The 22,257-nt window shown below is 50.3% G+C and carries 22 protein-coding genes; 12 read left to right on the forward strand and 10 right to left on the reverse strand.

Annotation, left to right across the window (positions count from 1 at the left end; genetic code table 11):
• Positions 1 to 126 precede the first annotated feature (126 nt).
• Together NNX04_RS17415 and NNX04_RS17420 are read right to left on the reverse strand one after the other, a co-directional pair.
• Positions 127 to 687: a glutathione S-transferase family protein gene (locus tag NNX04_RS17415; RefSeq protein ID WP_261946612.1), complete on the reverse strand. Its 561-nt coding sequence runs from the start codon at positions 685 to 687 to the stop codon at positions 127 to 129.
• Between the two features lie 12 nt (positions 688 to 699).
• On the reverse strand, positions 700 to 1,134 hold the full coding sequence (locus NNX04_RS17420; RefSeq protein WP_007645166.1) for a nuclear transport factor 2 family protein: 435 nt from the start codon (positions 1,132 to 1,134) through the stop codon (positions 700 to 702).
• A 258-nt stretch (positions 1,135 to 1,392) separates the two neighbouring features.
• On the opposite strand from NNX04_RS17420, the gene NNX04_RS17425 reads away from it, so the two are divergent.
• The 4 genes from NNX04_RS17425 (at position 1,393) to NNX04_RS17440 (ending at position 4,328) form a co-directional block, all read left to right on the forward strand.
• On the forward strand, positions 1,393 to 1,698 hold the full coding sequence (locus NNX04_RS17425; protein WP_040393329.1) for a hypothetical protein: 306 nt from the start codon (positions 1,393 to 1,395) through the stop codon (positions 1,696 to 1,698).
• A gap of 73 nt (positions 1,699 to 1,771) precedes the next feature.
• Positions 1,772 to 2,293: a hypothetical protein gene (locus NNX04_RS17430; RefSeq protein WP_081489735.1), complete on the forward strand. Its 522-nt coding sequence runs from the start codon at positions 1,772 to 1,774 to the stop codon at positions 2,291 to 2,293.
• Positions 2,294 to 2,372: 79 nt separating this feature from the next.
• Positions 2,373 to 3,137: a sulfite exporter TauE/SafE family protein gene (locus tag NNX04_RS17435; protein WP_261946613.1), complete on the forward strand. Its 765-nt coding sequence runs from the start codon at positions 2,373 to 2,375 to the stop codon at positions 3,135 to 3,137.
• A 102-nt stretch (positions 3,138 to 3,239) separates the two neighbouring features.
• Complete coding sequence (locus NNX04_RS17440; RefSeq protein WP_261946614.1) at positions 3,240 to 4,328, forward strand: porin family protein; 1,089 nt, start codon at positions 3,240 to 3,242, stop codon at positions 4,326 to 4,328.
• A gap of 122 nt (positions 4,329 to 4,450) precedes the next feature.
• Here NNX04_RS17440 and NNX04_RS17445 read toward each other — a convergent pair whose 3' ends face one another.
• On the reverse strand, positions 4,451 to 4,951 hold the full coding sequence (locus NNX04_RS17445) for a hypothetical protein (RefSeq protein WP_261946615.1): 501 nt from the start codon (positions 4,949 to 4,951) through the stop codon (positions 4,451 to 4,453).
• A gap of 113 nt (positions 4,952 to 5,064) precedes the next feature.
• Entirely contained in the window at positions 5,065 to 7,410 is a 2,346-nt protein-coding gene (locus tag NNX04_RS17450) for a Tex family protein (RefSeq protein ID WP_261946616.1), read from the reverse strand.
• 219 nt (positions 7,411 to 7,629) lie between these two features.
• Between NNX04_RS17450 and NNX04_RS17455 the strand changes: the two genes are divergently transcribed.
• Complete coding sequence (locus tag NNX04_RS17455) at positions 7,630 to 8,421, forward strand: DUF2807 domain-containing protein (RefSeq protein WP_261946617.1); 792 nt, start codon at positions 7,630 to 7,632, stop codon at positions 8,419 to 8,421.
• Here NNX04_RS17455 and NNX04_RS17460 read toward each other — a convergent pair.
• Complete coding sequence (locus NNX04_RS17460) at positions 8,418 to 9,809, reverse strand: sensor domain-containing protein (RefSeq protein WP_261946618.1); 1,392 nt, start codon at positions 9,807 to 9,809, stop codon at positions 8,418 to 8,420. The genes NNX04_RS17455 and NNX04_RS17460 overlap by 4 nt on opposite strands.
• Positions 9,810 to 10,046: 237 nt before the next feature.
• On the opposite strand from NNX04_RS17460, the gene NNX04_RS17465 reads away from it, so the two are divergent.
• From NNX04_RS17465 to NNX04_RS17475, 3 genes are all read left to right on the forward strand, one after another.
• On the forward strand, positions 10,047 to 10,850 hold the full coding sequence (locus tag NNX04_RS17465; protein ID WP_261946619.1) for a hypothetical protein: 804 nt from the start codon (positions 10,047 to 10,049) through the stop codon (positions 10,848 to 10,850).
• 139 nt (positions 10,851 to 10,989) lie between these two features.
• The gene (locus NNX04_RS17470) at positions 10,990 to 13,848 is read left to right on the forward strand and encodes an insulinase family protein (protein WP_261946620.1); all 2,859 of its coding nucleotides are present in this window, start codon (positions 10,990 to 10,992) and stop codon (positions 13,846 to 13,848) included.
• 90 nt (positions 13,849 to 13,938) lie between these two features.
• Positions 13,939 to 14,244 (forward strand): DUF3144 domain-containing protein, encoded by a 306-nt coding sequence (locus tag NNX04_RS17475; protein WP_261946621.1) that lies wholly within the window; start codon positions 13,939 to 13,941, stop codon positions 14,242 to 14,244.
• A 94-nt stretch (positions 14,245 to 14,338) separates the two neighbouring features.
• On the opposite strand, the gene NNX04_RS17480 is transcribed toward NNX04_RS17475, so the two are convergent.
• The 4 genes from NNX04_RS17480 to NNX04_RS17495 all read right to left on the reverse strand — a co-directional run bounded on the left by NNX04_RS17480 (position 14,339) and on the right by NNX04_RS17495 (position 16,072).
• Positions 14,339 to 14,695: a hypothetical protein gene (locus NNX04_RS17480; protein WP_261946622.1), complete on the reverse strand. Its 357-nt coding sequence runs from the start codon at positions 14,693 to 14,695 to the stop codon at positions 14,339 to 14,341.
• Positions 14,695 to 15,486 carry a hypothetical protein gene (locus tag NNX04_RS17485; protein ID WP_261946623.1) on the reverse strand — a complete coding sequence of 264 codons (792 nt, stop codon included), beginning with the start codon at positions 15,484 to 15,486 and terminating at the stop codon, positions 14,695 to 14,697. The genes NNX04_RS17480 and NNX04_RS17485 overlap by 1 nt, the downstream gene beginning before the upstream one ends.
• Before the next feature lie 83 nt (positions 15,487 to 15,569).
• Positions 15,570 to 15,833 (reverse strand): Txe/YoeB family addiction module toxin, encoded by a 264-nt coding sequence (locus NNX04_RS17490; protein ID WP_261946624.1) that lies wholly within the window; start codon positions 15,831 to 15,833, stop codon positions 15,570 to 15,572.
• On the reverse strand, positions 15,830 to 16,072 hold the full coding sequence (locus tag NNX04_RS17495) for a type II toxin-antitoxin system Phd/YefM family antitoxin (protein WP_261946625.1): 243 nt from the start codon (positions 16,070 to 16,072) through the stop codon (positions 15,830 to 15,832). Before NNX04_RS17495 ends, NNX04_RS17490 begins: the two co-directional genes overlap by 4 nt.
• 164 nt (positions 16,073 to 16,236) lie before the next feature.
• On the opposite strand from NNX04_RS17495, the gene NNX04_RS17500 reads away from it, so the two are divergent.
• The 3 genes from NNX04_RS17500 (at position 16,237) to NNX04_RS17510 (ending at position 21,026) form a co-directional block, all read left to right on the forward strand.
• Complete coding sequence (locus NNX04_RS17500; RefSeq protein ID WP_261946626.1) at positions 16,237 to 18,198, forward strand: sialate O-acetylesterase; 1,962 nt, start codon at positions 16,237 to 16,239, stop codon at positions 18,196 to 18,198.
• A gap of 205 nt (positions 18,199 to 18,403) precedes the next feature.
• A complete protein-coding gene (locus NNX04_RS17505) occupies positions 18,404 to 19,678 on the forward strand; it encodes a TIGR03862 family flavoprotein (protein WP_261946627.1) in 1,275 nt (424 codons plus the stop codon).
• 34 nt (positions 19,679 to 19,712) lie between these two features.
• A complete protein-coding gene (locus tag NNX04_RS17510) occupies positions 19,713 to 21,026 on the forward strand; it encodes a glycosyltransferase (RefSeq protein ID WP_261946628.1) in 1,314 nt (437 codons plus the stop codon).
• Between the two features lie 100 nt (positions 21,027 to 21,126).
• Here NNX04_RS17510 and bamE read toward each other — a convergent pair whose 3' ends face one another.
• A complete protein-coding gene (gene bamE / locus NNX04_RS17515) occupies positions 21,127 to 21,597 on the reverse strand; it encodes an outer membrane protein assembly factor BamE domain-containing protein (protein ID WP_261946629.1) in 471 nt (156 codons plus the stop codon).
• A gap of 230 nt (positions 21,598 to 21,827) precedes the next feature.
• Between bamE and NNX04_RS17520 the strand changes: the two genes are divergently transcribed.
• Entirely contained in the window at positions 21,828 to 22,241 is a 414-nt protein-coding gene (locus NNX04_RS17520) for a hypothetical protein (protein ID WP_261946630.1), read from the forward strand.
• Positions 22,242 to 22,257 lie beyond the last annotated feature (16 nt).

A 22,257-nucleotide genomic window follows, 5' to 3' on the forward strand; every position in this document is an offset into this window, starting at 1 on the left:
CGAAAAAAGGCGCCCCGGCGCCTTTTTTCGTTAGCCGCTCTTTCCTGGCATCATTGCTAGCGTGCGGTACTACCGATAGCAATCGTATCCAGGTGGCTGCGGCAGTGAGTCTATTGATCTCGCTGGTTAACCTTGCGGTGGTTGTGTCGCAATAAAATGCCCATAGTTCAGCGCGCCCGCGTAAAATTTTTCCAAATTTTCATAAATAGAAAAATCAATTTGGTTGCGGAATTTTGCCCAGCCGATAAAACAGGCAAGGCGGATTTGGGCATCGTTATAAGGTGTGCTTGTCGGCCAGGACATCTGGTTTAATTCCGCGAGTGTTGACCGGATGCGCGCGGCCTGGCGTTGCAAGTAGGGCACGGCGCTGATGTCCACACCATCGCGTTTGATGAAAAACAAATTCACTGTTGCATCCATCAGTGTGCTTACCAGACACAGCACATCCAACTCCTGCGCGGTTTTGCAAAATTCCTGCCCGGCTTTTTCGCGCAGGTATTTGGTGATGGAAGCGGAGTCGGTTAAAAAAATATCGCCATCTTCCAGAAACGGCACCCGCTGGGTGGGCGACTTGGCGGTGCTGCCTGCCTGATCGGTCTCAATAAATTCAAACGCCTGCTGCGTTTCCAATAACACTATGCGCACGTGGCGCACAAAGGGGGAGGTGTAGCTACCGTAAAGTTTCATGAATACCTCTGCTTAGTTTTTGGGCGGAAATTTAAATGCCTGACGTGCGAGTAACTTCCAGTCGCCCGCTTGTTTTTGCCACACCAACAAAATGCCCAGTTCAATCGTATTGGGTACACCGCCATCTTTTATGTCGGCTTTCAAATTGTGCCGCACCAGTGCCGTGTCGCCGCTAATGGTGATGGTCTGTTCGCGCAAATCCATCGTCACAAAATCGGATTTGCCACTGGCAATTTTTTCCACAAACGCGGCCTGGTCTTCCATGGTGCCACTGGAGTGGCCGTAACTTAATTGCGGTGCGGAGAGTGCGAGCAACGCTTTTCTGTCGCCTTCAATCATGGCACTGCGCAGGGCGGAGACTTTTTCTTCCAACTGCTGTTGGTCGTTGTTTGCAAAACTGGTGCAGGCAAGGCTCGCGCACAGAAGGCCTAATACTAAAGATTTCATGGTCGTTCTCCGGTCATGGTGGGCGGTTAATAGTGTTATTGCCCGTGGGGTGGCTGCCGATTACCGGATTGTAGCGGCTGGGCGCGGATTTGTGCGTTAAAGAAGGGCAAAGGTTATGTGAATCCAGCCTTTCAAGATGTGTTGATATTCCAATCGGGTTTTTGACAAGCATGATGTTTATCACGACACTGTTGAGACATGCATCGCGTATTGATGCGAGTGGCAACCGGTTTTCATCATCGCAGAAGGGAGTTTTTTATGTCGGAGCTCAGAACAGCTAAAAACCCTAATAAACCCAGCCTTGCCGAGCGTTTGCAGCATCTGGTGGATGACCGGCGCGGTGTGAACAAGGCGGTGCCGATTAATTTGAGTAGTTTTCTCAATGAATCGCAGATGCTGGCGCTACACAGTCTGGAAAGTTTTGGCTGGAACCTCTGGTTTGTGCGCCGCCCTATGTTTATGCCGCCATTGGTCGTGGTCGCTAATGGTGAATCCACCCAACATGCGGTGTTGGAAGAGGATGGTTCGGTGAATTTAAAACCGCAGATCCATTTGCGTCATTAGCAGTGAAATTATTCAGGCGCGATTCAGTGCATCGCGCCTAGCATCAATTCCATAAACCACCGGAGTTGCTGCTATGTCCAAGATTCTCGCTTCCTTTGCACTTGTCATCTTGTCTTCTGTGCTGGTCGCCTGTGGCGGCAGTGGCAGTGCTGCCTCCGATCCAGGTGAAGACTATCGGCCAGAACTGCGCGCCTTCGATATCATCGACAGTTACGACACCGACACCGCAATTCCCAATCACCCGCCCTTGGCGCTCAGCCCTTATTTTTACGATGGTTTGTACGAAGTGTTCTGGGCGGTGGACAGCCTGGAAGATTACACCGTGAGTCTGCGTATTAATGACCGCGCTTCTATCGCCGGAAGTATCTTGATTAACTCCCAGGTATGCGGCGCCGGTCGTGTGTGCGATCAAGGTGGCAACTGGATCTGTGAATATACCAATGACTTTTTTATGTCTTGTGACAATTCACCGCGCGAGGTGGATATTTATCCGCTGATTAGCCAGCTGCCACAACGAGTGTTTTTATTGTTAGAAGTGTGCGACAGAAACTCAGGTTACTGCGAATACGATTATTATCCTGTAACGCTTGAGTAACCTTTTATCCAGCCCCGGTGGGGCTCTGGATAAATTTATCCAATAGGTTCATGCTGCCGCTTTTTTTGCGGCAGCTGTCATGATCACCGACCCTCTGTTTTATTGTCTTGCTATTCCCGTTGTTATTTTAGTTGGCATGTCCAAAGGTGGCTTTGGTGGCAGCTTTGGCATGCTCGCAGTTCCCCTTTTGTCGCTGTTAATTGACCCGCGCTTGGCGGCTGCAATTTTGTTGCCCATTTTATGCATTATGGATGCGGTGGGGCTGTGGAGCTTTCGTGGCACCTGGGACAAACTCAATTTAAAAATCCTGCTGCCCGGTGCACTGCTGGGGACGCTTGCCGGTGCACTCACCTTTGAAATGGCCAATGCGGATTGGGTGCGCTTATTAATTGGTTTGTTATCGATTTATTTTGTTGCGCATTATTTATGGGGCAAACATTTTCTGGAGCGCATGGCGCAGCGCGCGCCGAATAAAATCAGCGGTAGTTTTTGGGGCGCTGTTGCCGGTTATGTCAGCTACATCGCCCACGCCGGTGGCCCACCCATCGCCATTTATTTATTGCCACAACATTTATCCAAGTCGGTACTCGCGGGTACCACTATTTTATTTTTTGCGATTATTAATTTTGTAAAACTGATTCCCTACGCGCTGCTTGGGCAAATATCGGGCGGCTCCTTTTACACCTCACTCCTGTTATTGCCACTGGCCCCTTTGGGAGTACTGCTGGGCGTTTATTTGCACCGCCGCGTATCTGATCGCTTCTTTTATTGGATGAGCTACAGCTTCCTGTTATTGGCGGGGGTGAAATTAACTTATGAAGGGGCTTGGGGAATCTTTGGTTAAAGCGGGCGGGCTGGTATTTATCGATGGATTCTATATGATTCGCGCGCGAGTGTTTGGACGGTAAATAAAAAACGAAAACTGAATTAAAAAGGAAGATGGAGTATGCGCGTAATTTTAACGGCCGGATTATTAACCTTACCTATGACCAGTTGGGCAGTGAACACTGAACCTGCGGGGTTTTATGCAGGCGTTGGTGTTAGCCAGATTGAGTACTCGGGCAAGCTGCCAGCAGCGCTGGATAAAAAGCCGGATTGGACAGCGTTTGAATTGGCAGGTGGCTACAAACACAGCCCGTTTGTGGGTGTTGAATCGCGTATCGGTTTTGGCGGTTCACCGGAACTGCTTTACGGTGGGGTTTACTATCGCACGGAAAGTGCAAATGACACCGCAAAAACGTATTTGCTGCTGGGATTTGCGGGTGCAAGCATTGAGGGGAATGCCGGTGATGATTTGTCGCTCTCTGGTATTTCCTATGGGGCGGGTGTTGGTTTTCCCGTCGGGCACAATTTGAACCTCAACCTTGAATACCGCATGTTGGTGGATGATAGCGATGCCGACGTGAATATGGGTGCATTTGCAGTCAATATGGATTATCGCTTCTCTGGTTTTGGTAGCGGCGCTAGTGCAGGTCAGGCTTCTTTTGCTCCTGCGGTGGATGCTGGTTTTTATGCGGGTCTCGGTGTGGCTCAAATCGAGCTGAGTGAAGATGAGGTCTATGAAGAAGATGAGTTTGATGATGAACTGGACGAAGAATTTGACGATGAAGATGCCGAAGACGGCGCGCCGGATCTGAAGTGGAATGCGGTAGAGTTGATTGGCGGTTATCGTTATAACTCGCTGGCGACCGTTGAAGCGCGCTTTGGGGTGAGTGATAAGGATGAACTGCTGAGCTTCACTTACGCATCGTTATATTATCGCCCCAGTATTGAACTATCCAAAGTGCAGCTTTATGGTTTGCTTGGTTATACATCGGTCAATACGAAGTTTGAAGATGAACCCGATGAAGAAACGGGTGAGGTAGATAAAGAGAGCGATACAATCTCAAGCTTTTCTTATGGCGCGGGTGTTAATCTGCTGATTGGTGAGCAGTTTAGTGTTGGTCTTGAGTATCGTTTGTTGGCAAGTGATGAAGACGATGGCTATTCGAGTGATTTGAATGCGTTGGCGGCGAATGTAAATTATCGCTTCTGATTTTTAAGTTCAGATCGAGAGAAAGGAATCTCTCGTTTATTTTTATCCCATTTCCACGTAAAACCTGAAATTAAGACTCCCTTCTTTTACTCTTCCTCGCATTTTGTAACGATAACTTTCACTTAGGGTATAACCGCCTCTGCGCTACTACTGGCACTGCTTTCCAAGTCACGTGCAAGCATACAGTGGGTTTTAATTTTCTCTTCAATTTTTGCCGCTGTGCTCGAGGTTTGCTGTTGTTGCCGCCAGAACTTGCAGTCAACACTATCGGCTTTGAGTTGACGCAATTTAGTCAGGCGCTCAGCTTCGGCTTTATCGGCAAGCTGCTGTTCGCGGCGCGCTTCGGCGGCGGCTAGAAAACTTTCGTGGGTGAGTGTATCGCCGGTTTCGGTTGTTGTGTTTTGCGTTTCGCTTTCCGCGGTTTCTGACGTGTTGTTAGCAGCTTCACTGGTGTCTGTGCCGAGCTGTGTCAGTGCTGCTTGCATCGCTGGCTGGTGTTGTGCTGCTGCGCTTTTTTTAGCGATTGAATTGCTTCCGCTGTCGGCCATTAACCAATAGGTGGAGCCGACACCGAGTAAAAATAAGCCCGCGCCTATAGCAATTGTTTTTGTCCCGATTTCCATTGCATGCTCCTTGTGTGCATCGAGGGAGGGGTGATCAAAATTCTTGGTAACTGAATTTGTTGCCTCCTGCATTTGCGATGAAATGACAGGAGGCATTGGCACAGGCTAAAAAACTATTTCTTTTTCAGCGCCTGTTGTAACAACGCACCCATACTGCCCATTGCCGCAGGGGCAGGGTTGTTTTTCTGCGCTGCGCGCTGTTGGTTTTGGGATTGTGGTCGTCCGCCCCCCCGGTTGTTTGATGAAGAGTTGCCTTCCATCTTTTCACCAGGCGTATCATCCAAACGCAATGACAGGGCGATACGTTTGCGCGGTACATCCACTTCCATTACTTTGGCTTTCACGATATCACCGGCTTTCACCGCTTCGCGTGGATCTTTAATAAAGTTGTGCGAGAGCGCGGAGATATGTACCAAACCATCCTGATGCACACCAATATCCACAAAGGCACCGAAGTTGGTCACGTTAGTAACTGTGCCTTCCAGAATCATTCCTGGAACCAAGTCGGTAATTTCTTCTACACCTTCCTGGAATTGCGCGGTTTTAAATTCAGGGCGCGGGTCGCGGCCGGGTTTATCCAATTCTTTGATGATGTCGGTTACGGTGGGAACACCGAATTTTTCATCGGTGTAGTCCACCGCTTTTAAGCCGCGCAGGAAGGATGAATCACCAATCAGCCCTTTAATTTCGCGCGCGTTTTTCTGCGCGATTTTTTCAACAATCGAATAGGATTCAGGGTGAACCGCAGAGGCGTCGAGTGGGTTGTCACCACCGGCAACACGCAAAAATCCTGCGGCTTGTTCAAAGGTTTTTTCACCAAAGCGCGGTACTTTTTTCAATGCTGCACGCGAATTAAACGCGCCGTTCTGGTTGCGGAATTCAACGATATTATTCGCCAGTGTGGTGTTCAATCCTGACACTCGCGCCAGCAGCGCAGCCGATGCGGTATTCACTTCTACACCCACTGCGTTCACACAGTCCTCAACTACCGCATCGAGCGAGCGCGCCAGTTGCGATTGCGAAACGTCGTGTTGGTACTGGCCAACGCCGATGGATTTTGGATCGATTTTTACCAATTCAGCGAGTGGATCTTGCAAACGGCGTGCGATAGAAATTGCACCGCGAATCGTTACATCCAAATCCGGAAATTCTTTCGCTGCAAATTCAGAGGCAGAGTAAACCGATGCCCCGGCTTCACTCACAATCACCGTGCTGGCTTTAATATCGGTGTGCTTTTTCAATACATCTTTAGCAAATTTTTCGGTCTCGCGCGATGCAGTACCGTTACCAATCGCAATCAAACCGACATTATGTTTGTTGCACAGGTGAACCAAAATCGCTTCGGATTCGGCGATTTTATTCAGCGGCGGAGTCGGGTACATCACACAGTGGTCGAGCACTTTACCGGTCGCATCAACCACCGCGACTTTTACGCCGGTGCGCATGCCAGGGTCGAGACCAATAGTGGCTTTTTGCCCGGCCGGTGCAGCGAGCAATAAATCTTTTAAATTGGATGCGAAAACTTTAATTGCTTCTTCTTCTGCTTTTTCGCGCAATTCGCCGAGCAAATCCGTTTCCAAATGCGTGAGCAATTTTACTCGCCAGGTCCAGCGCACGACTTCCGCTAACCAACCATCGGCCGAGCGGCCTTTATCTTGCACCTGCCAGTGTTCGGCGATCATGGACTCGCAGGGATGACCGATGCGCGCTTCTTCATCGCCCACTTTAATGGAGATGGTGAGCACGCCTTCGTTGCGACCGCGGAACATCGCCAATGCGCGGTGCGATGGTACCGATTTAAGTGGTTCGTCGTGCTCAAAATAATCGCGGAATTTTTGCACTTCCTGTGAAGTATCTGTTTCTTTGCCGGTGGCGACGCGCGCCGAAAAGGTGGCTTCCTGTTGCAGGAAATGGCGCAGGCGACCGAGCAATTCGGCATCTTCACTGAATTTTTCCATCAGGATGTATTTGGCACCGTCGAGCGCGGATTTCACATCATTAATGCTGTGCTCGGCATTAAAATATTTAGCGGCTTCCACTTCGGGCGCGAGTGTTGGGTCGGCCAACAAGGCGTCTGCCAAAGGCTCCAATCCAGCCTCTTTGGCGATTTGACCTTTGGTGCGGCGCTTGGGTTTGTAGGGCAAGTACAAGTCTTCCAGGCGGTTTTTGGTGTCGGCGATCTGGATCTCGCGCTCCAATTCCGGCGTGAGCTTCTCTTGTTCGGCGATAGATTTGAGGATCGCCGCGCGGCGCTCTTCCAGTTCGCGTAGGTAGCGCAGGCGTTCTTCCAGGGTACGCATTTGCGTATCGTCCAGCCCGCCAGTCACTTCTTTACGGTAGCGGGAGATAAAGGGTACGGTCGCACCTTCATCCAGCAGCCCTACGGCGGCGCTAACTTGTTGTTCCTGAACGTTTAATTCGTCGGCAATACGTTTGGCAATACTCGGTAAGCTGGTCATAACATAAAGGCTCGTGTAGCGGGCTTGAATCGGAAAGGGCACCATTATCGCCAAAATCCCCCTGTGTGCCAGACTTGTTTTTGGTAAGGCTTTGTGAACGGGAAATGGGCTGCCAATATTTTTTTCCTGCAGTGAATCCAGCGGCGTTGGTGTTGCGTCTTAGTGGTTATGCGCATGTTGATTAAACGGGTTTCACTGTCAGATTATTGGAGAAAAATTATGTTAGTTCGCAACGGTTTACTGGGGGCATGGTTCTTGGGCGGCGCACTGTGTTTGGCCGCGCCCTTGGCCTTGGCAGAAATGGTCGCCAAGGTTTACCCCGTGAAAGACTTCAGTGAGTTTGTAAGCGGTGGCAATACTCATATTGAAATCACCCAAAGTGACAAAGAGTACTTGCGGGTAGAGGCGGATACCGAAGTGATGCAGCGGGTAAAAGTGGATCAGACCGGCAAACGCGTGAGTGTATGGTTAAAAAGTGGCAAGGGCGGAGTATTCAGTTGGTTTGGTCAGGGCAGCGAACCGGTGAAAGTCATTCTGGGGGTTAAACAGCTGACGTTGCTGGATATTTCCGGCGGTGCCGAGGCCAAGGTGGCGGAGCTGCAGGGGCGCGATTTTGAATTGAAAGCCAGCGGTGCGGCCAATGTCGATTTCACCCGCTTGACGATGGACAGGGTGAGAATGAATTTATCCGGCGCTGGCAATGCGCGCATTGCGCTGGTTACCACCCGGGAGCAGCGCTACGATATTTCCGGCGCCTCCAATGTTGAAATCAAAAAGGGCAGTCACAGCGATCGCCTGGTAGTGGGCGCGAGTGGCGCTAGCAATTTCCGAGGTAAGGCACTCACTGCCCGGCAGGCTGAATTAAATGCCAGCGGTGCATCTCATATTAAAGCGACCGTGACGGAGACCTTGGTGGCGGATGCCAGCGGTGCATCCAGTGTGGATTACTACGGGAACCCGCGCGCTAAAACCAAGGCCACGGGGGCGAGCCATGTCAATGCAAAGGACTAGCGCCGCTGGCTTTTGCGTGCGTACATTAGGTTATCGGCATGATGCAGCAGGTCTTTTTCGTTATCGCCATGTTCCGGAAAATGCGCCAGGCCAATACTTGGCGCAATGTTTATCTGAGTGCCATTAAGGTCAAAGGGGAGTGTGAGTTGTTGGAAGATCTTGTCGGCAACCAGATTGCTTTGCGTAGGGTGGTCGATGTTTTCCAGCAGCACGACAAATTCATCGCCGCCAAAACGCGCGATGGTATCGCATTCGCGCACGCTCAATTCCAACCGCCGGGCGACGGCTTCCAGCAGCAAGTCGCCGGTGTGATGACCAAACGAGTCGTTCACCTCTTTGAACTTATCCAAATCCAAAAACAGCAGCGATAACATGCCGTTATTGCGCCGCGCTCTGGCCATGGCGGAGTTAAAGCGGTCATAGAACAGGTCGCGGTTGGGCAGGCGGGTTAACCGGTCGTAGAGCGCGCGTTGCTGCAGGCGTTCAATAAGCTGGCGGCGATCAATGGCGGCTGCCACCTGGTTGGACACAAATTGCAGCAGCTCCAGGGTTTTGGCGTTATAGCTTGCCGCTTCGTTGTAGCTTTTGATTACCAATGCGCCGGTCGTGCGGCCCTGTATTTTGAGTGGAACTCCAAGCCACGATTGCACAGTGGGTGCATCCCTCTTTGGGCAATTGGCCAATAGAAAAGCGTCCAGCAACAATGGCTCGCCGCTGCGGATCAGCTGCGCATAATCGCTGTCGCTGGCGAGTGATTGGCAGGCCGGTACAGGTTGGTGCTGATCGATAAAGTAGGGAAAACTGATGCAGTCTGTCGGCGCATCATAGAGCGCAATGGCGCAGTTATCGGCGGGTAACAGGGCGCCAATAATGCGGTGGATCTGCTGGTACAAATTGTCCAGATCCTCGGTATTGTGAGAGGCTTCGGCAATCGCAAATACGGCGTGCTGCACGGCTTCGGCTTGTTTGCGGAGGGTGATGTCGCGCGCCACCGCCACCCGGCATTGATTCTCCTCCGACCAGCGCGCCGACCACATGATGTGGGCTATCTCGCCATTTTTGCGTAGATAGCGATTTTCAAAGTGCGGCTCCGGTTGCCCGGCGATTATAGTTTCCACCGCATTAATGGTGCGCTCCCGGTCATCGGGGTGAACCAGCTCCAGCATTTGCATGCCCATCATCTCGGCTTGCGAGTAACCAAAAATGCGCTCGGCACTGGGGCTGACATATAAAAAATGGCCGTGTTTATCCACCACACAAACCGCATCGACCAGCAGGTCGATATATTTGCCCAAGGCGGGGAAACTGAGGGAACGCATGATCGAGTGGTATTGCTCCTGAAATAGTTGTCGCTGTAAATGGCGGCCACCCGAAACAATGGCTGCCATTGATAATGGCTGATTGCTCCTTGACGGAAATACTTGTCTGCGCCAGCTGGGCTCAAGCATAGTCGCTTCGCGCCGGTTTGGCGTAATTAGTCAGAGTAATAAGCATAGTTGTAATACAAGCATTTGGCGCGCCAATTTGTATTTTTTGCTGGCGTGTATCTACGGTGATTCAGCATCCGCTGCTATTCGCCGCTGCCTCAAATGCCTAACCCCTGACGCTATTGACGGAGACAATTAATGACCCTCAAACCCCTCTGGATTTTACTGGCGATGAACCTGTTGCTCAGCCCTGTGCCGCTTGCAGTGGCGCAATCGGCTGCACAGGCCGAGTCGCCGGGGCTGGTTGATTTACGCCGCAGCCTGCAGCAATTGCGCCGCAGTGAACCCATCGCGCTGGATGTGCAATTCAAATTGTTTGGCCGCAGTGGCGAGGACAAAGACCTGCAGGAGCGCGAGGGTTTATTACAACTGCGGTTGGAGGATTCCGCTGCGGGGTTGCGCATGGCCTACGCCCCGGCGCTGATCGCCCAGCTGCGCGATGAGGAGATGGCTAAAACAATTGATGAGGATGTAAAAAACTCCGCGCTCAATGCTATTGGCCAGTTTGATTATTGGGAGTGGCGCGAGCTGGTATACCCGGTGGATCAGTTGGAGTTGATGTTGGCGCGCTACCGTTTTTTGGATGAGGCCGTCAGCAGCTACGAAGGCAAACCCGCGCGCTTGTTACGCTTTAGTCTGCCCAAAGAGAAAATCGACAAACGCTACCGCAAGTACGTCAAAAAATACCGCAACCGCCTGCTGCTGTGGATTGATGAACAGGGGGTGCCGCTGGCGAGTGAGCTGCAAGAGTCGGGCACCGGGCGGGTATTTATCGTGATTGGTTTCAAATTCAAAAATGCGGTGCAGATGGAATACCAGCAAGTCGGTGATCGCTTGATCACCCGTCGGCGCGAAGTGAAGGATGAAAGCGAAGGTGCCACCATGCAGAGTGAGCGGCACTTTATCAGTCTGGTATCGGTGGCCGATGAGGGGGGAAACTAATTGATAGTGCTGGCGTCATAAACCGGTGCCCGCGAGGCGGGGTAAATTCTGCTAGGCTGTGGCGGTATTTTGTAATCCACGTGCAGTAGTACAAGGGTTTACTGACAGGTTTAATTCTAACTCTAAAGGGATCTACGCTATGTTAAAGCGCTATTCTGCGGTGGCAGCCTGTTTATTGCTGCTGGGTACTGTGTCGTTGGTGGGCTGCGAGTCCACTGGCTCGTCGGCGGGGCAAGTTCCTGCGCAGGCACAGTCTGTTGAAAATACCGCCATCATAAAAAGCCCCAATGACGATCGCCAGTATTCAGCAGTCATGCTCGCCAATGGTTTGCAGGCTGTATTGGTAACTGACCCGGCCAGCGAAGTGGCGGCAGTATCGCTGGCGGTGGGGGTGGGCAGTTATCAGGACCCGGATTCACAACTGGGCCTGTCGCACTACCTTGAGCACATGTTATTTCTCGGCACCGAAAAATACCCCGAACCCAACAGTTTTCAAAAATTTGTGGATGGCAACGCGGGTGTATGGAATGCCTACACCGCGCGCGACCATACCAATTATTTTTTCCAGTTAAAGGCCGATCAGTTGGACAAGGCGCTGGATTTTTTTAGCGATTATTTCCGTGCGCCTACGTTTGACCCGCAATACAGCGATAAAGAGCGCAACGCGGTCAATAGTGAATGGTCCATGGGGCGTACTAACGACAACTGGATTATGTATCGCATCAGCGGTCTCACCTCTAATCCTGCGCACCCCGCACACCGTTTCACCACCGGCAATTTGGAAACCCTGTCGGACAAACCCGGCTCACTCTTGCAAGACGAGCTGCGCGCGTTTTACAACCGTTATTACTCTGCCAACAATATGAAGCTCACTATTGTGGGCAATCAATCGCAGGCGGAATTAAAAGCACTCGCGGAAAAACATTTTTCATCGATTCCCAATAAAAATATCGAACGCCCACAAGTGAAAGTGCCGGGTTTAACCCGCGCGCAAGAAGGGCAACATATTCACGTAAAAACCCTGAAGGATCTCAAACAATTATTTATTGAGTTTCCCATCGCCGATAACAGCGATTTGTGGCCAGTGAAACCCAATGGCTATTTGCACTACCTTATTTCCTCGGAAGAGCCGGGCACACTCGGTGAACAATTGCGCCGCGAGGGTTTGGCGAATTCGGTGAGTGCAAGTGTGTCGGCCGATGAATACGGCATGGACGGGACTTTTTCGGTGTATGCGGATCTCACCGAAAAAGGCTTGCGCAATAAAGATCACATCATCAGCTCCATTTTTGCCTACATTGAATTGATGAAAGCGAAAGGTGTGGATGAACGCTACTACCGTGAAATCAAAGCCATGTGGGAAAAAGATTTTGCCAATGCGGAAAAACAACAACCGTTGCAGCAGGCGACTGAACTTTCCTACAAGCAATTCGATTACCCGGTTGCGAACCTGCTCAATTCCGATTTTGTGTACGAGCGCTTTGATGCCAAGGCGATTAAAACCGTTCTCAAACAATTGACCCCGGCGCGCGCGCGTATTTGGCATGTGAGCAATAATGAAGTGACGGATCAGCCAGTGCCCTACTATGAAGGTAGTTATGCGGTGAAAAAATTCAGCGCGGCGGAATTAAAAGCCTGGGCCAACAGCGGCAAAAAAATGCAATTTCAATTGCCGCCGGAAAATGATTTGTTTACCGACAAGCCTGCACCGATTGTGGCAGCAACCCATAGCAAACCGCAAAAACTGGTTGAGCAGCAAGGCGTAGAGGCGTGGTTGGTGCACACGCAACATTTTCAGGAAGATAAAGGTTTTGTGGAGTTAAACCTGAATATCGATTTTGCCTACAACGGGATTGAACAACTCGTCGCTGCCAATTTATTGGCCGACATTTATAAAATGCACCAGACCTCGCTGGTGGATCGCGCCGGGCGTGCGGGCATTTCCATCGGTTTGGATTTAACGGCGGAAAAAGGCCAGGCGTTTAGTATTTATGGCTACACCGAAAAACAAGCGGGCTTGGTGCAAACTCTGCTGCAGGATTATGTGGCGCTAACTGTGAGCGATGAAGATCTGGCTAAAGCCAAAGACCGGTTTGTAAAAACCATCGCCAACAACAAAAAAGAAATCCCGATTCGCCAGGCGTTTAATCGCTTCGGTTTGTTAACCCGCGCCAAAGGCAATTGGGATGATGCAGAGGTTATCGCCGCTGCCGAAAAAATCACCCTCGCACAGGTGCAAGCACACCATAAAGCCGTGCTCGCGAATCACTTGTTGCGCGTCTATGCCGCCGGTAACTTTACCGATGGCAGCATCACTGCGCTCGCCACGGCAGCTGCGCACACATTGGGTAGCAACAAAGCACCGGCACAGCGTTATTTTGCGCAGAGCATTACCCCCAAAACCGGTGGTTTGATAAGCGATAATCTGGATATAGATCCAACCGATAACGCACTGGTAGATATTTACCTGGGCACGCAAAAAAATCTCACCCAGCAAGCGCAGTTGATGCTGCTTAACGGTTTGTTCAGCACCGACATTTTCACCCAGCTGCGCACTAACGAGCAGTTGGGTTATGTGGTGGGCAGTACTGGTTCCGCGCTGAATGACTACCCGCTGTTTGGTTTGTACGTGCAAACCACCAATACCAGTTTGGTGGATTTAAAAGCGCGCATGGATAAATTCCGCAAGGATTATCTCGCCACACTGCAAGCATTGGAACCGGCGCAATTGGAGCAATTAAAAGCAGCGGAAATCGCGCAAATCATGCAAAAACCCAACGACTATCGCGCCGAGGCAACCCAACATTTGCAGGATTTTAAAGAGGGCAAGTTCAGCTTTGATCGCAAAGAGCGGGTGGTTGCCGCCCTGCAACAGGTAACCAAGGCGGATTTGATAAAAATCTACCAACAACTGGTGCTGGGTAAGCAGGGGCACAACGTGGTGATTCAGGCGCGCGGTGCCAATTATAAAAACCAACCGTTTGCACCACTGAAATAATCGCAGTTGCCTCTGGCGCGGATTGCCAGAGGCATTTTGAAAGCAGCTGCCGTAGAATAGGCGGTAATTTTTAACGGGTGAGACAGCACAATGAGCACAAAAACTGACGACGATATTTTTTGGGAGCTGGTGGAGAAATTCATCGACCAAGCCAACACCGCCTGCGACAACGCCGACCCCGGTATCGTCAGCGCCGCACTCATCAACGCCACCGCGCGTTTCAACGCCTTTGTCGTCGCCCAAAGCTCACTCGATAAAAACGAATTTGCCGAAGACGTAGAAGGCACCACCAACTACCTAACCGGCCGCTACCGCGAATTTTTAAAAGAGCACATGGAAGATTATCGCGAAAATTACACCGCGCTGATTGGCGCGCGGGAATTACCGGAGGAGTGAGTGGTGCGATAGCAACTGCAACTTGGTTGAGCCATCACCCATCAGGGTGATGGTTGCTTGTGTTTCAACAATTCCCCGGTATTACCTCAAAAAGTTAACATTCATTGTCTTCAGGATCGTCGATATACAAATCCTGAACACCACAAAGCTCAAGCAGTTGCCGAATTTTTGGAAGCAAATCAAAAATAATCCAACCACCATTCACACAGGTTTCAAATTGATTACCGTCTCGCTCCCAACTTTCAAAAATTAATGCTTCACTACCCGCATTGCTTTTATCGCATTCATCCATAATGTCGGAAATAAGTGATGAGGCCCCCTTACCAAATCGATCAAATTGGCTTTCTAGCCATGCTCCGCGTTTGTGGTTGCATAATCCTTCGGCAAGTTGCGCCCAGAATTCTAAATCTTGTCCGGGGCTGGTGAATTTGATATCGACGTAGATTTCCATTACTCAATTATTCCTTTCGATTTTGTATTTTCCCATGTTGCTTTCATTTCAGGTGGCATTTCTAAGTTGTCTAACTTGCCTCTTAGCTCCGCAAAAAATCGCTTTCTTATAGAAATCGATTCTTCGCTCAATGGCGCTTGGGTAGCATACTCAGGTCTACAAACACGTTGAAACGCGAGAGAAATAGAAAAACCTAATTTCGACGAAGGATCACCATCACTTCCCTTTTCAACGAAGACTTCATTGGCTACGGTTTCAAGCATATCAAGCCAATAATGTATTCGATGGATATGCTTGGGCTCATTGCTGACAACAAAACCACCAGCCCAGTTTTTAAAAAAAAGCCCAAACTTTGAATTAACGTTACGCTTATCAATCTCCAAGCTAACAAATTCTTTTGTTTCACCCAAAGGCACCTTGGAAGTCACAACAGGTTTAAATTTTTCACCTGCAAAATAATCCCACATTGCCAGCTCTTCATCCGGATTCAAGGCGCGATGTGAAATATCTTCAAATGAAAAGTAAAATCTATGTTGAAATTCCTTGGGATCTTTAATTACATACTGAAATAGATAGTCCCATGCATCCGGTGCTTGTATTGGAAACCAGGAAAATTTTGCTCCATCACTCATTGCTTCTCCGGGAAGAAGAGTGCCCGTCATAAAATAATGGTGTACCTTATCAAGATCCTTTTTTCTAAGGTCTTCACTCAACATTTTACTAATTGGCTTCCATAATTCTTCTCGCTTTTTGATCCATTCAGGATCTTTTGTAATAGATAAATCAATCATAAATTTATTGTTCCTCAATCACCGCTTCAGCGGCGCTCTTTAAAACCTATGGCAGTATGGCTATCGAGTGGAGCGGGTTCGTTTTACTCATAATGCGTCCACATCCTTAGCACTTTTACCGTGCGGATTTCATCAAGGGTTTGATAGACCAAGCGGTGCTGGATGTTAATGCGCCGCGAGTAGGCGCCACTCAGGTCGCCTACCAATTTTTCGTAGGGCGGTGGGTTTTGATAGGGATTGGTGCGCACTATTTCCAACAGGTTTTGCGCTTTTTCTTTTAAACCTGCCGCTGCTAGTTTTTGGGCATCTTTTTGCGCGTGTTTGCTAAATACAATTTCCCAACTCACCAATCCAGCTCCTTGCTAAAGTCATCCAGCGGTGCTTCCATTCCGGCGCGAATAGATTCGCGCATACCGGGAATGGAGAGTAGGTGCAGTGTTTCCTGAATTGCGGCCCAGTCCTCTTCCGAGACTAAAATAGCGTTGTTGCGTTTGCCGGTAATCAGCACGGGGCTGTGGTTTTCGGCGGCGTCATCAATTAAGCGATAAAGGTTGGCGCGGGCTTCGCTCACGGTGAAACTGGACATTTTGTTGCTCCCGGTAGATGGATTGAAAAAGCGTACGCCTTGTCGTACGTAGGGTCAAGCTATGTTAAATCCGGTTTAGTGGGCTGACGTTTTAAGGTTTATCTGGTATACAAGTAAGTGAGCATGTAATTTTCTTTTTGACCATAACCATAAAAGTGCTGATTATGAATAATATTCTTCGTTTCCCTGTGCGATTCCTGCTGCTGTTGTCTGTGTCATTGGCGGCGTTTTCCCCGGCTTATGCCGATGTCACCCTGCCGCGCTTGTTAAGCGATGGGGCGATTCTGCAGCGCGATAAACCCATCACCATTTGGGGCTGGGCGCATGAGGGCGAGCAGGTGACGGTGAGCTTTGCGGGTAAGGAGCAAAGCACTACCGCGCAGGCGGGCAAGTGGCAGGTGACCTTTCCGGCGCGCAAAGCTGGCGGCCCTTATGAGTTAACCGTGACTGGCAAAAACACCCTTACACGCAAGGATATTTTGCTGGGCGATGTGTGGATCGCGGCGGGGCAGTCGAATATGGAATTGCCTTTGCGTCGGGTGAAATACCAGTACCCTGGTGTGATTGAAGCAACCCGCTTATCGCAGGTGCGCGAATTTAATGTGCCCGTTGCCTACGCGTTCAAGGGGCCGCTGGCGGATTACACCCAGGGTGAATGGAAGACCGCTACGCCGGAAAATCTGCCGGGTTTTTCAGCGGTAGGGTTTTTCTTTGCCAAGCAATTGCACCGTGTTACCCGTGTACCTATCGCTGTGGTGACTTTACCCGTGGGTGGCTCACCCGCTGAGGCGTGGATGAGTGAAGCGGCGTTAAAAAAATATCCTCACTATTTAGAACAATTAACACCGTTCAAAGACGATGCGCATGTACAAACGACCATCGCCAAAGACAAAGCCAATAACGACAAGTGGTATGGCGATTTAACGGCGGCCGATATTGGTCTGCAAAATAATTGGTCGCAGGCAGAGCTGGATGCAAGCAGTTGGAACAACCTGCAAGTACCTGGCTTTTTCAAAGAGCAGGGCCGCGATTTCACCAACGGCAGCGTGTGGGTGCGCAAAGAGTTGGTGCTCAGCCCACCACAGGCGGCAAAAGCGGGGACTTTGTGGCTGGGTGCGATTGTGGATGGCGACCAGGTATTTGTGAACGGTCAGGCGGTAGGGCAAACCGGTTATCAATATCCACCACGTATTTATTCGTTGCCAGCGGGGGTATTAAAAGCGGGCAAAAATACTATCGCTATTCGTATTACCAGCTACACGGGTAACGCCGGTTTTGTGAAGGACAAGCGCTATGAATTGGTATTGGATGAAGCCCTGCCGACCATGGAATCGATTCCTTTGGCGGGCGAATGGAAATATCAAATCGCTGCCAATGCGCCCGCTATGCAACCAACCACTACGCTGCACTACATTCCATCTTCACTGTTTAATGCCAAGCTGGCGCCTGCGCTGCCGCTGCAAATTAAAGGGGTGATTTGGTATCAAGGTGAATCCAACGTGGCGCGTGCGGCGGAATATAAAAATTTATTCAGCGATTTAATTGTGGATTGGCGCGCGCAATTCAAACAGGGCGATATCCCGTTTATTTATGCGCAATTGGCGAATTTTTTACCCGCCAAACCTGAGCCGGGTGAAAGTGGCTGGGCAGAACTGCGCGAAGCGCAGCGCCAAACACTCGCGCTAAAAAATACCGCCATGGCCGTAGCGATTGATGTGGGTGAGTGGAACGATATTCACCCGCTGAATAAGCAGTCGGTGGGTGATCGTTTGGCGTTGGGGGCATTGAAACTGGCCTATGGTAAAAAGCGTTTATTGGCTTCTGGCCCGACCTTGCAAAAAGTAGAGCGTAAGGGCAACACGGTGGAATTGTCCTTTAGTGATACGGGAAAAGGCTTGCGCGTGCTCGGTGGTGGCGATGTAAAACACATGGCAATTGCCGGGGCGGATAAACAATTTGTGTGGGCTAAGGTGCAAGTGAAAAAAGATAAGCTGGTAGTGTCAGCGAATGCGGTGCCGGAACCTAAATGGGTGCGATACGCTTGGGCTGACAACCCTGAGGGGGCAAATCTGTATAATAGCGCTGGTCTGCCTGCATCGCCGTTTGAGGCTCATGTTTCGGATTAGTGTTTTTACTCCCCGCGCAATGAAGTCCGGAGTTCACTCGGAGACTCGCCGTGAACCCTTCCCTGGGGGCTCGTCGCCCGCGTCCTTGCGGACCACGGTCTCCGAGCAAACTCCGGACTCCATTGCGCTGCTCCTTGTGAAGTAAAAAACTTTTCCAAACATTAAAACGCCGATGTGGATTTAATTTCTCATCGGCGTTTTTATTTTGAAACAATTCGATATTTTTGATATTCCCCCCACTAAATCCGTCGCGATTATTGGCGGCGGCCCAGCGGGTTTAATGGCGGCGGAAGTGATTGCGTCGGCGGGCCATGCGGTATCGGTTTACGACGCTATGCCATCGGTTGGGCGGAAATTTTTATTGGCGGGTGTGGGTGGAATGAATATCACCCATGCGGAACCGGCAGAGGATTTTCGCGCGCGCTATTCGGCCAGTGCCCAGTTCATCAATTCCCTCAAACAATTCGATGCGGATGCCTTGCGCCAGTGGGTGCATGGTTTGGGTGTGGATACTTTTGTCGGCACTTCAGGCCGTGTTTTTCCAACCGATATGAAAGCCGCGCCGTTATTGCGCGCCTGGTTGCATCGCTTGCGTGAGTTGGGGGTAAAAATTTATCCGCGCCATCGCTGGTTGGGTTGGAGTGAGCAGGGCGATTTAAATTTTTCCGCGCAGGAAAATGGCAATGCCATCACTAAAACGATTAATGCAGATGCGCTAGTGCTCGCCCTCGGCGGCGCCAGTTGGCAGCGTTTGGGTTCCAACGGTGCCTGGGTGCCCTTGCTGCGTGAACGCAGCGTGCAAGTGAATGAGTTGGTGCCGAGTAATTGCGGGTTTGATGTGATCTGGAGTGAGTTTCTCATCAACCAACATGCGGGTGCACCTTTACAGGGAGTGGGGTTGAGTTGTGTGGATGCGCAGGGCATGCCGCGCCAGATTTTGTCGGAAGCCATCATTAGCGCTTACGGTATTGAAGGCACGGGTATTTATGCGCTGTCAAAATATCTGCGTGAAAACTTGGCAGAGAATGGTTCTGCACTGTTGAATATCGATTTGTTGCCCGATTTTTCGCCAGAAAAAATTGTGCAAAAACTCAATAAGCCGCGCGAGAAAAATTCCCTCAGTAATTTTTTGCGCAAACAATTTAATCTCTCACCTGTCAAACTGGCATTGCTGCGTGAACTTACCAGCAAACAGACGTTCGAAAATCCCGCGCTGTTAGCGATGGCGATAAAAAAACTTTCCGTCACCTTAACCGCCACGCGCCCGATTGATGAGGCTATCAGCAGTGCCGGTGGTGTGGCTGCCAAAGAGTTGGATGCCTCCTACATGCTCAAAAAAATCCCCGGTGTATTTTGCGCCGGTGAAATGTTGGATTGGGATGCACCCACTGGCGGCTATTTGCTGACCGGCTGTTTTGCCAGCGGACGCGCCGCCGGAAATGGTGTGGTGAGTTATTTACGTGCAGCCCATGTGCGCTAAGCAGGGTACTAAGTAGGGTATTAAGTAGAGTGATATGAAAAAAATTCTGGTGCTTGGCTATGTGTGGCCAGAACCCAATTCCTCGGCGGCGGGTAGCCGCATGTTGGAGTTGGTGCAATTATTTTTGGCAATGCAGTGTGAAGTAACCTTTGCCTCAGTGGCGGCCTTATCCGAACACCGGTTTGATTTAAATTCGCTGGGTGTGGCAGAAAAAACTATCGCACTGAATTGCAGCAGCTTTGATGAATTTGTGTGTGCGTTGCAACCGGACGCTGTGTTGTTTGATCGCTTTTTTACCGAGGAACAGTTTGGTTGGCGAGTGGAACAGCAGTGCCCGCAGGCGCTACGCATTCTGGATACGGAAGATTTTCACAGCCTGCGCCATGCGCGCCAGCAGTTGTTAAAAGCGGCCCAAAAAGCACAGGGAAACGATGGCGTAGCAACAGAAAAAGAGCGGCAATCAGTGCCACCGGTGAGCGCGACAGCAGCAGAGCTTTATACGCAAATGTGCAGCAGCGATATGGTACAGCGCGAAGTCGCTGCAATTTTCCGCTGCGATTTATCGCTTATGATTTCGGAAGTGGAAATGGAATTGCTGCAGCAGTATTTTTCAGTTCCTGCGCCGTTATTATTTTATTGCCCATTTTTATCGCAACCCGCCCTTGAAAATAAAACCCTGCCGGACTTTTCCGCGCGACGACATTTCATCACCATCGGCAATTTTCGCCACGAACCCAATTGGGATTCAGTGCTCTGGTTAAAACATCAACTCTGGCCGCTAATTCGTGCTCAGTTTGCACATGCAAATTTGGTTGCACCGGAGCTGCATATTTACGGCGCCTACCCGCCACCAAAAGCGACGCAATTGCACAATGCCAAAGAAGGTTTTCATATTAAAGGTTGGGCGGACGATGCCCAGGCGGTAATGCAAAACGCGCGTGTTTGTCTTGCCCCTTTACGTTTTGGCGCGGGCATTAAGGGCAAACTGATGGATGCTATGCATTGCGGCACACCCAGTGTAACCACCCGTATTGGCTGTGAATCCATGAGTGGTGGTTTTGATTGGTGCGGTGTGATTGCCGATGATGCAGAAGTATTTGCGCAAGCGGCGCTGGATCTTTACCAGCAGCCCTCGCTCTGGCAAGAAAAACAGCAGCAGGGCTTTAATATTCTGCGCGACTATTTTTACCGCTGCGATTACGCCATCGAATTACAGCAGCGTTTACTTTCTCTGGAAGAAAACATCGCCGCTGAGCGGCAGCGCAATTTTATCGGCCAAATGCTGCGCCATCATCACCACAAAAGCACCCAATATATGGCGCAGTGGATTGAGGCGAAGAATCGTTAACGGCTTATTTTTCTCAATACTTGGGCAATAAAAAACGCGCGCTTAGCTGTTAAAAAATAACAGCAAAGCGCGCGTTTTTTAAACGGAATATTGGTAGAACTTATTCCGCTGCTACCGCTTCTGCAATCGCTACATTGCTGACTTTATCGCCTGCAAAATGTACGGCCACTTGTTTATTGCTATTTGCAGCGGCATTTACGCCGAGTGCTGCAGCAACTTGCGCTGCTTGTGCAGCAGTGGCATTTACGGAACTTACGTTGTAAAACCATACTTCTGCGTCTGCTTCACCACTGGTGGTGACGGGAGCGCCCAGCGTAGCCTGAACTTTTGCTTTGGTCGCGTCATTGCCCAGTTTGGATTTCACTAAGGCCACGGCGGATTGCTCCGGCGTAGTGGAAACGTTGCTCGCTGCTGTGCTGGTATCTTCAACTTTGGCTTGGGTCTCTGCGACTTTTGCCTGCGCCTGATCCACAGATTCAGAGGCTTTTTTAAGCGAACCAAACAAATCTGCCGCTTGTGCCTGTGCCGCCAACAGACCGATTAAACCCATAACAACCAATGATTTTTTCACAGTAAAACTCCCTAATTAGGCTGATAGTGAACCTGGAAATGTGTATTGCAGTGCCAAACTGCGCGGCCACCCTAATCAAGTTGCAAGTGAAGGTCAAATGAAAATTATTCTTTTTTTGTAGCTTATTGTGCGCGGCGTCCGAACGGTTTTGCGCGAATTTTATGTCCACTGCGCTTGAATAACTCACCTCCGCACCCCACCATTCAACAATCCTTGTCGCGGTCGCCGCTATGCACACGCCTTCCTCTCATTATCAAGCTTTGTCTCCTGTCCCTGTCTGGAAGGCTGTGGCGTGGCGCAGTGTTTTGCTGGTTGGTTTGTTATGGCTGGCGGCGCTATACACGGGTACACAAGCTACCCCCTGGGGTGCAGCTGAGCAAAATGGTATAGCGACGGCGATAGATGCACCGCTACATGCCAATAGCGAGCATTCATTTTCGCTTAAACGATTTTTCTCCCGTACTAAAAGTCAACCCAACACACTTGAATCCCCCGAGCCGCTCTGGCTATTGCTGGCGAGTGAATTTCGCTTGGCTCCAGCTTCCGACTTTGTCAGGCAATCCCTTCTTGCTGAAATTGCACCCGCTATATCTTGGCTGCAATTACAGTCACTCAATGTTCCCCGCGCACCACCGCTCGTTTAATCACTCCGTCAAAAGA

Origin of the sequence: Cellvibrio sp. QJXJ, from assembly GCF_024452345.1 — a bacterium.
Lineage (GTDB): Bacteria > Pseudomonadota > Gammaproteobacteria > Pseudomonadales > Cellvibrionaceae > Cellvibrio.

Excerpts from the sequence above, each read along its gene's own strand:
- NNX04_RS17415 (WP_261946612.1), bottom strand. The coding sequence starts at position 687 with ATGAAACTTTACGGTAGCTACACCTCCCCCTTTGTGCGCCACGTGCGC.
- NNX04_RS17420 (WP_007645166.1), bottom strand. The coding sequence starts at position 1,134 with ATGAAATCTTTAGTATTAGGCCTTCTGTGCGCGAGCCTTGCCTGCACC.
- NNX04_RS17425 (WP_040393329.1), top strand. The coding sequence starts at position 1,393 with ATGTCGGAGCTCAGAACAGCTAAAAACCCTAATAAACCCAGCCTTGCC.
- NNX04_RS17430 (WP_081489735.1), top strand. The coding sequence starts at position 1,772 with ATGTCCAAGATTCTCGCTTCCTTTGCACTTGTCATCTTGTCTTCTGTG.
- NNX04_RS17435 (WP_261946613.1), top strand. The coding sequence starts at position 2,373 with ATGATCACCGACCCTCTGTTTTATTGTCTTGCTATTCCCGTTGTTATT.
- NNX04_RS17440 (WP_261946614.1), top strand. The coding sequence starts at position 3,240 with ATGCGCGTAATTTTAACGGCCGGATTATTAACCTTACCTATGACCAGT.
- NNX04_RS17445 (WP_261946615.1), bottom strand. The coding sequence starts at position 4,951 with ATGGAAATCGGGACAAAAACAATTGCTATAGGCGCGGGCTTATTTTTA.
- NNX04_RS17450 (WP_261946616.1), bottom strand. The coding sequence starts at position 7,410 with ATGACCAGCTTACCGAGTATTGCCAAACGTATTGCCGACGAATTAAAC.
- NNX04_RS17455 (WP_261946617.1), top strand. The coding sequence starts at position 7,630 with ATGTTAGTTCGCAACGGTTTACTGGGGGCATGGTTCTTGGGCGGCGCA.
- NNX04_RS17460 (WP_261946618.1), bottom strand. The coding sequence starts at position 9,809 with ATGGCAGCCATTGTTTCGGGTGGCCGCCATTTACAGCGACAACTATTT.
- NNX04_RS17465 (WP_261946619.1), top strand. The coding sequence starts at position 10,047 with ATGACCCTCAAACCCCTCTGGATTTTACTGGCGATGAACCTGTTGCTC.
- NNX04_RS17470 (WP_261946620.1), top strand. The coding sequence starts at position 10,990 with ATGTTAAAGCGCTATTCTGCGGTGGCAGCCTGTTTATTGCTGCTGGGT.
- NNX04_RS17475 (WP_261946621.1), top strand. The coding sequence starts at position 13,939 with ATGAGCACAAAAACTGACGACGATATTTTTTGGGAGCTGGTGGAGAAA.
- NNX04_RS17480 (WP_261946622.1), bottom strand. The coding sequence starts at position 14,695 with ATGGAAATCTACGTCGATATCAAATTCACCAGCCCCGGACAAGATTTA.
- NNX04_RS17485 (WP_261946623.1), bottom strand. The coding sequence starts at position 15,486 with ATGATTGATTTATCTATTACAAAAGATCCTGAATGGATCAAAAAGCGA.
- NNX04_RS17495 (WP_261946625.1), bottom strand. The coding sequence starts at position 16,072 with ATGTCCAGTTTCACCGTGAGCGAAGCCCGCGCCAACCTTTATCGCTTA.
- NNX04_RS17500 (WP_261946626.1), top strand. The coding sequence starts at position 16,237 with ATGAATAATATTCTTCGTTTCCCTGTGCGATTCCTGCTGCTGTTGTCT.
- NNX04_RS17510 (WP_261946628.1), top strand. The coding sequence starts at position 19,713 with ATGAAAAAAATTCTGGTGCTTGGCTATGTGTGGCCAGAACCCAATTCC.
- NNX04_RS17520 (WP_261946630.1), top strand. The coding sequence starts at position 21,828 with ATGCACACGCCTTCCTCTCATTATCAAGCTTTGTCTCCTGTCCCTGTC.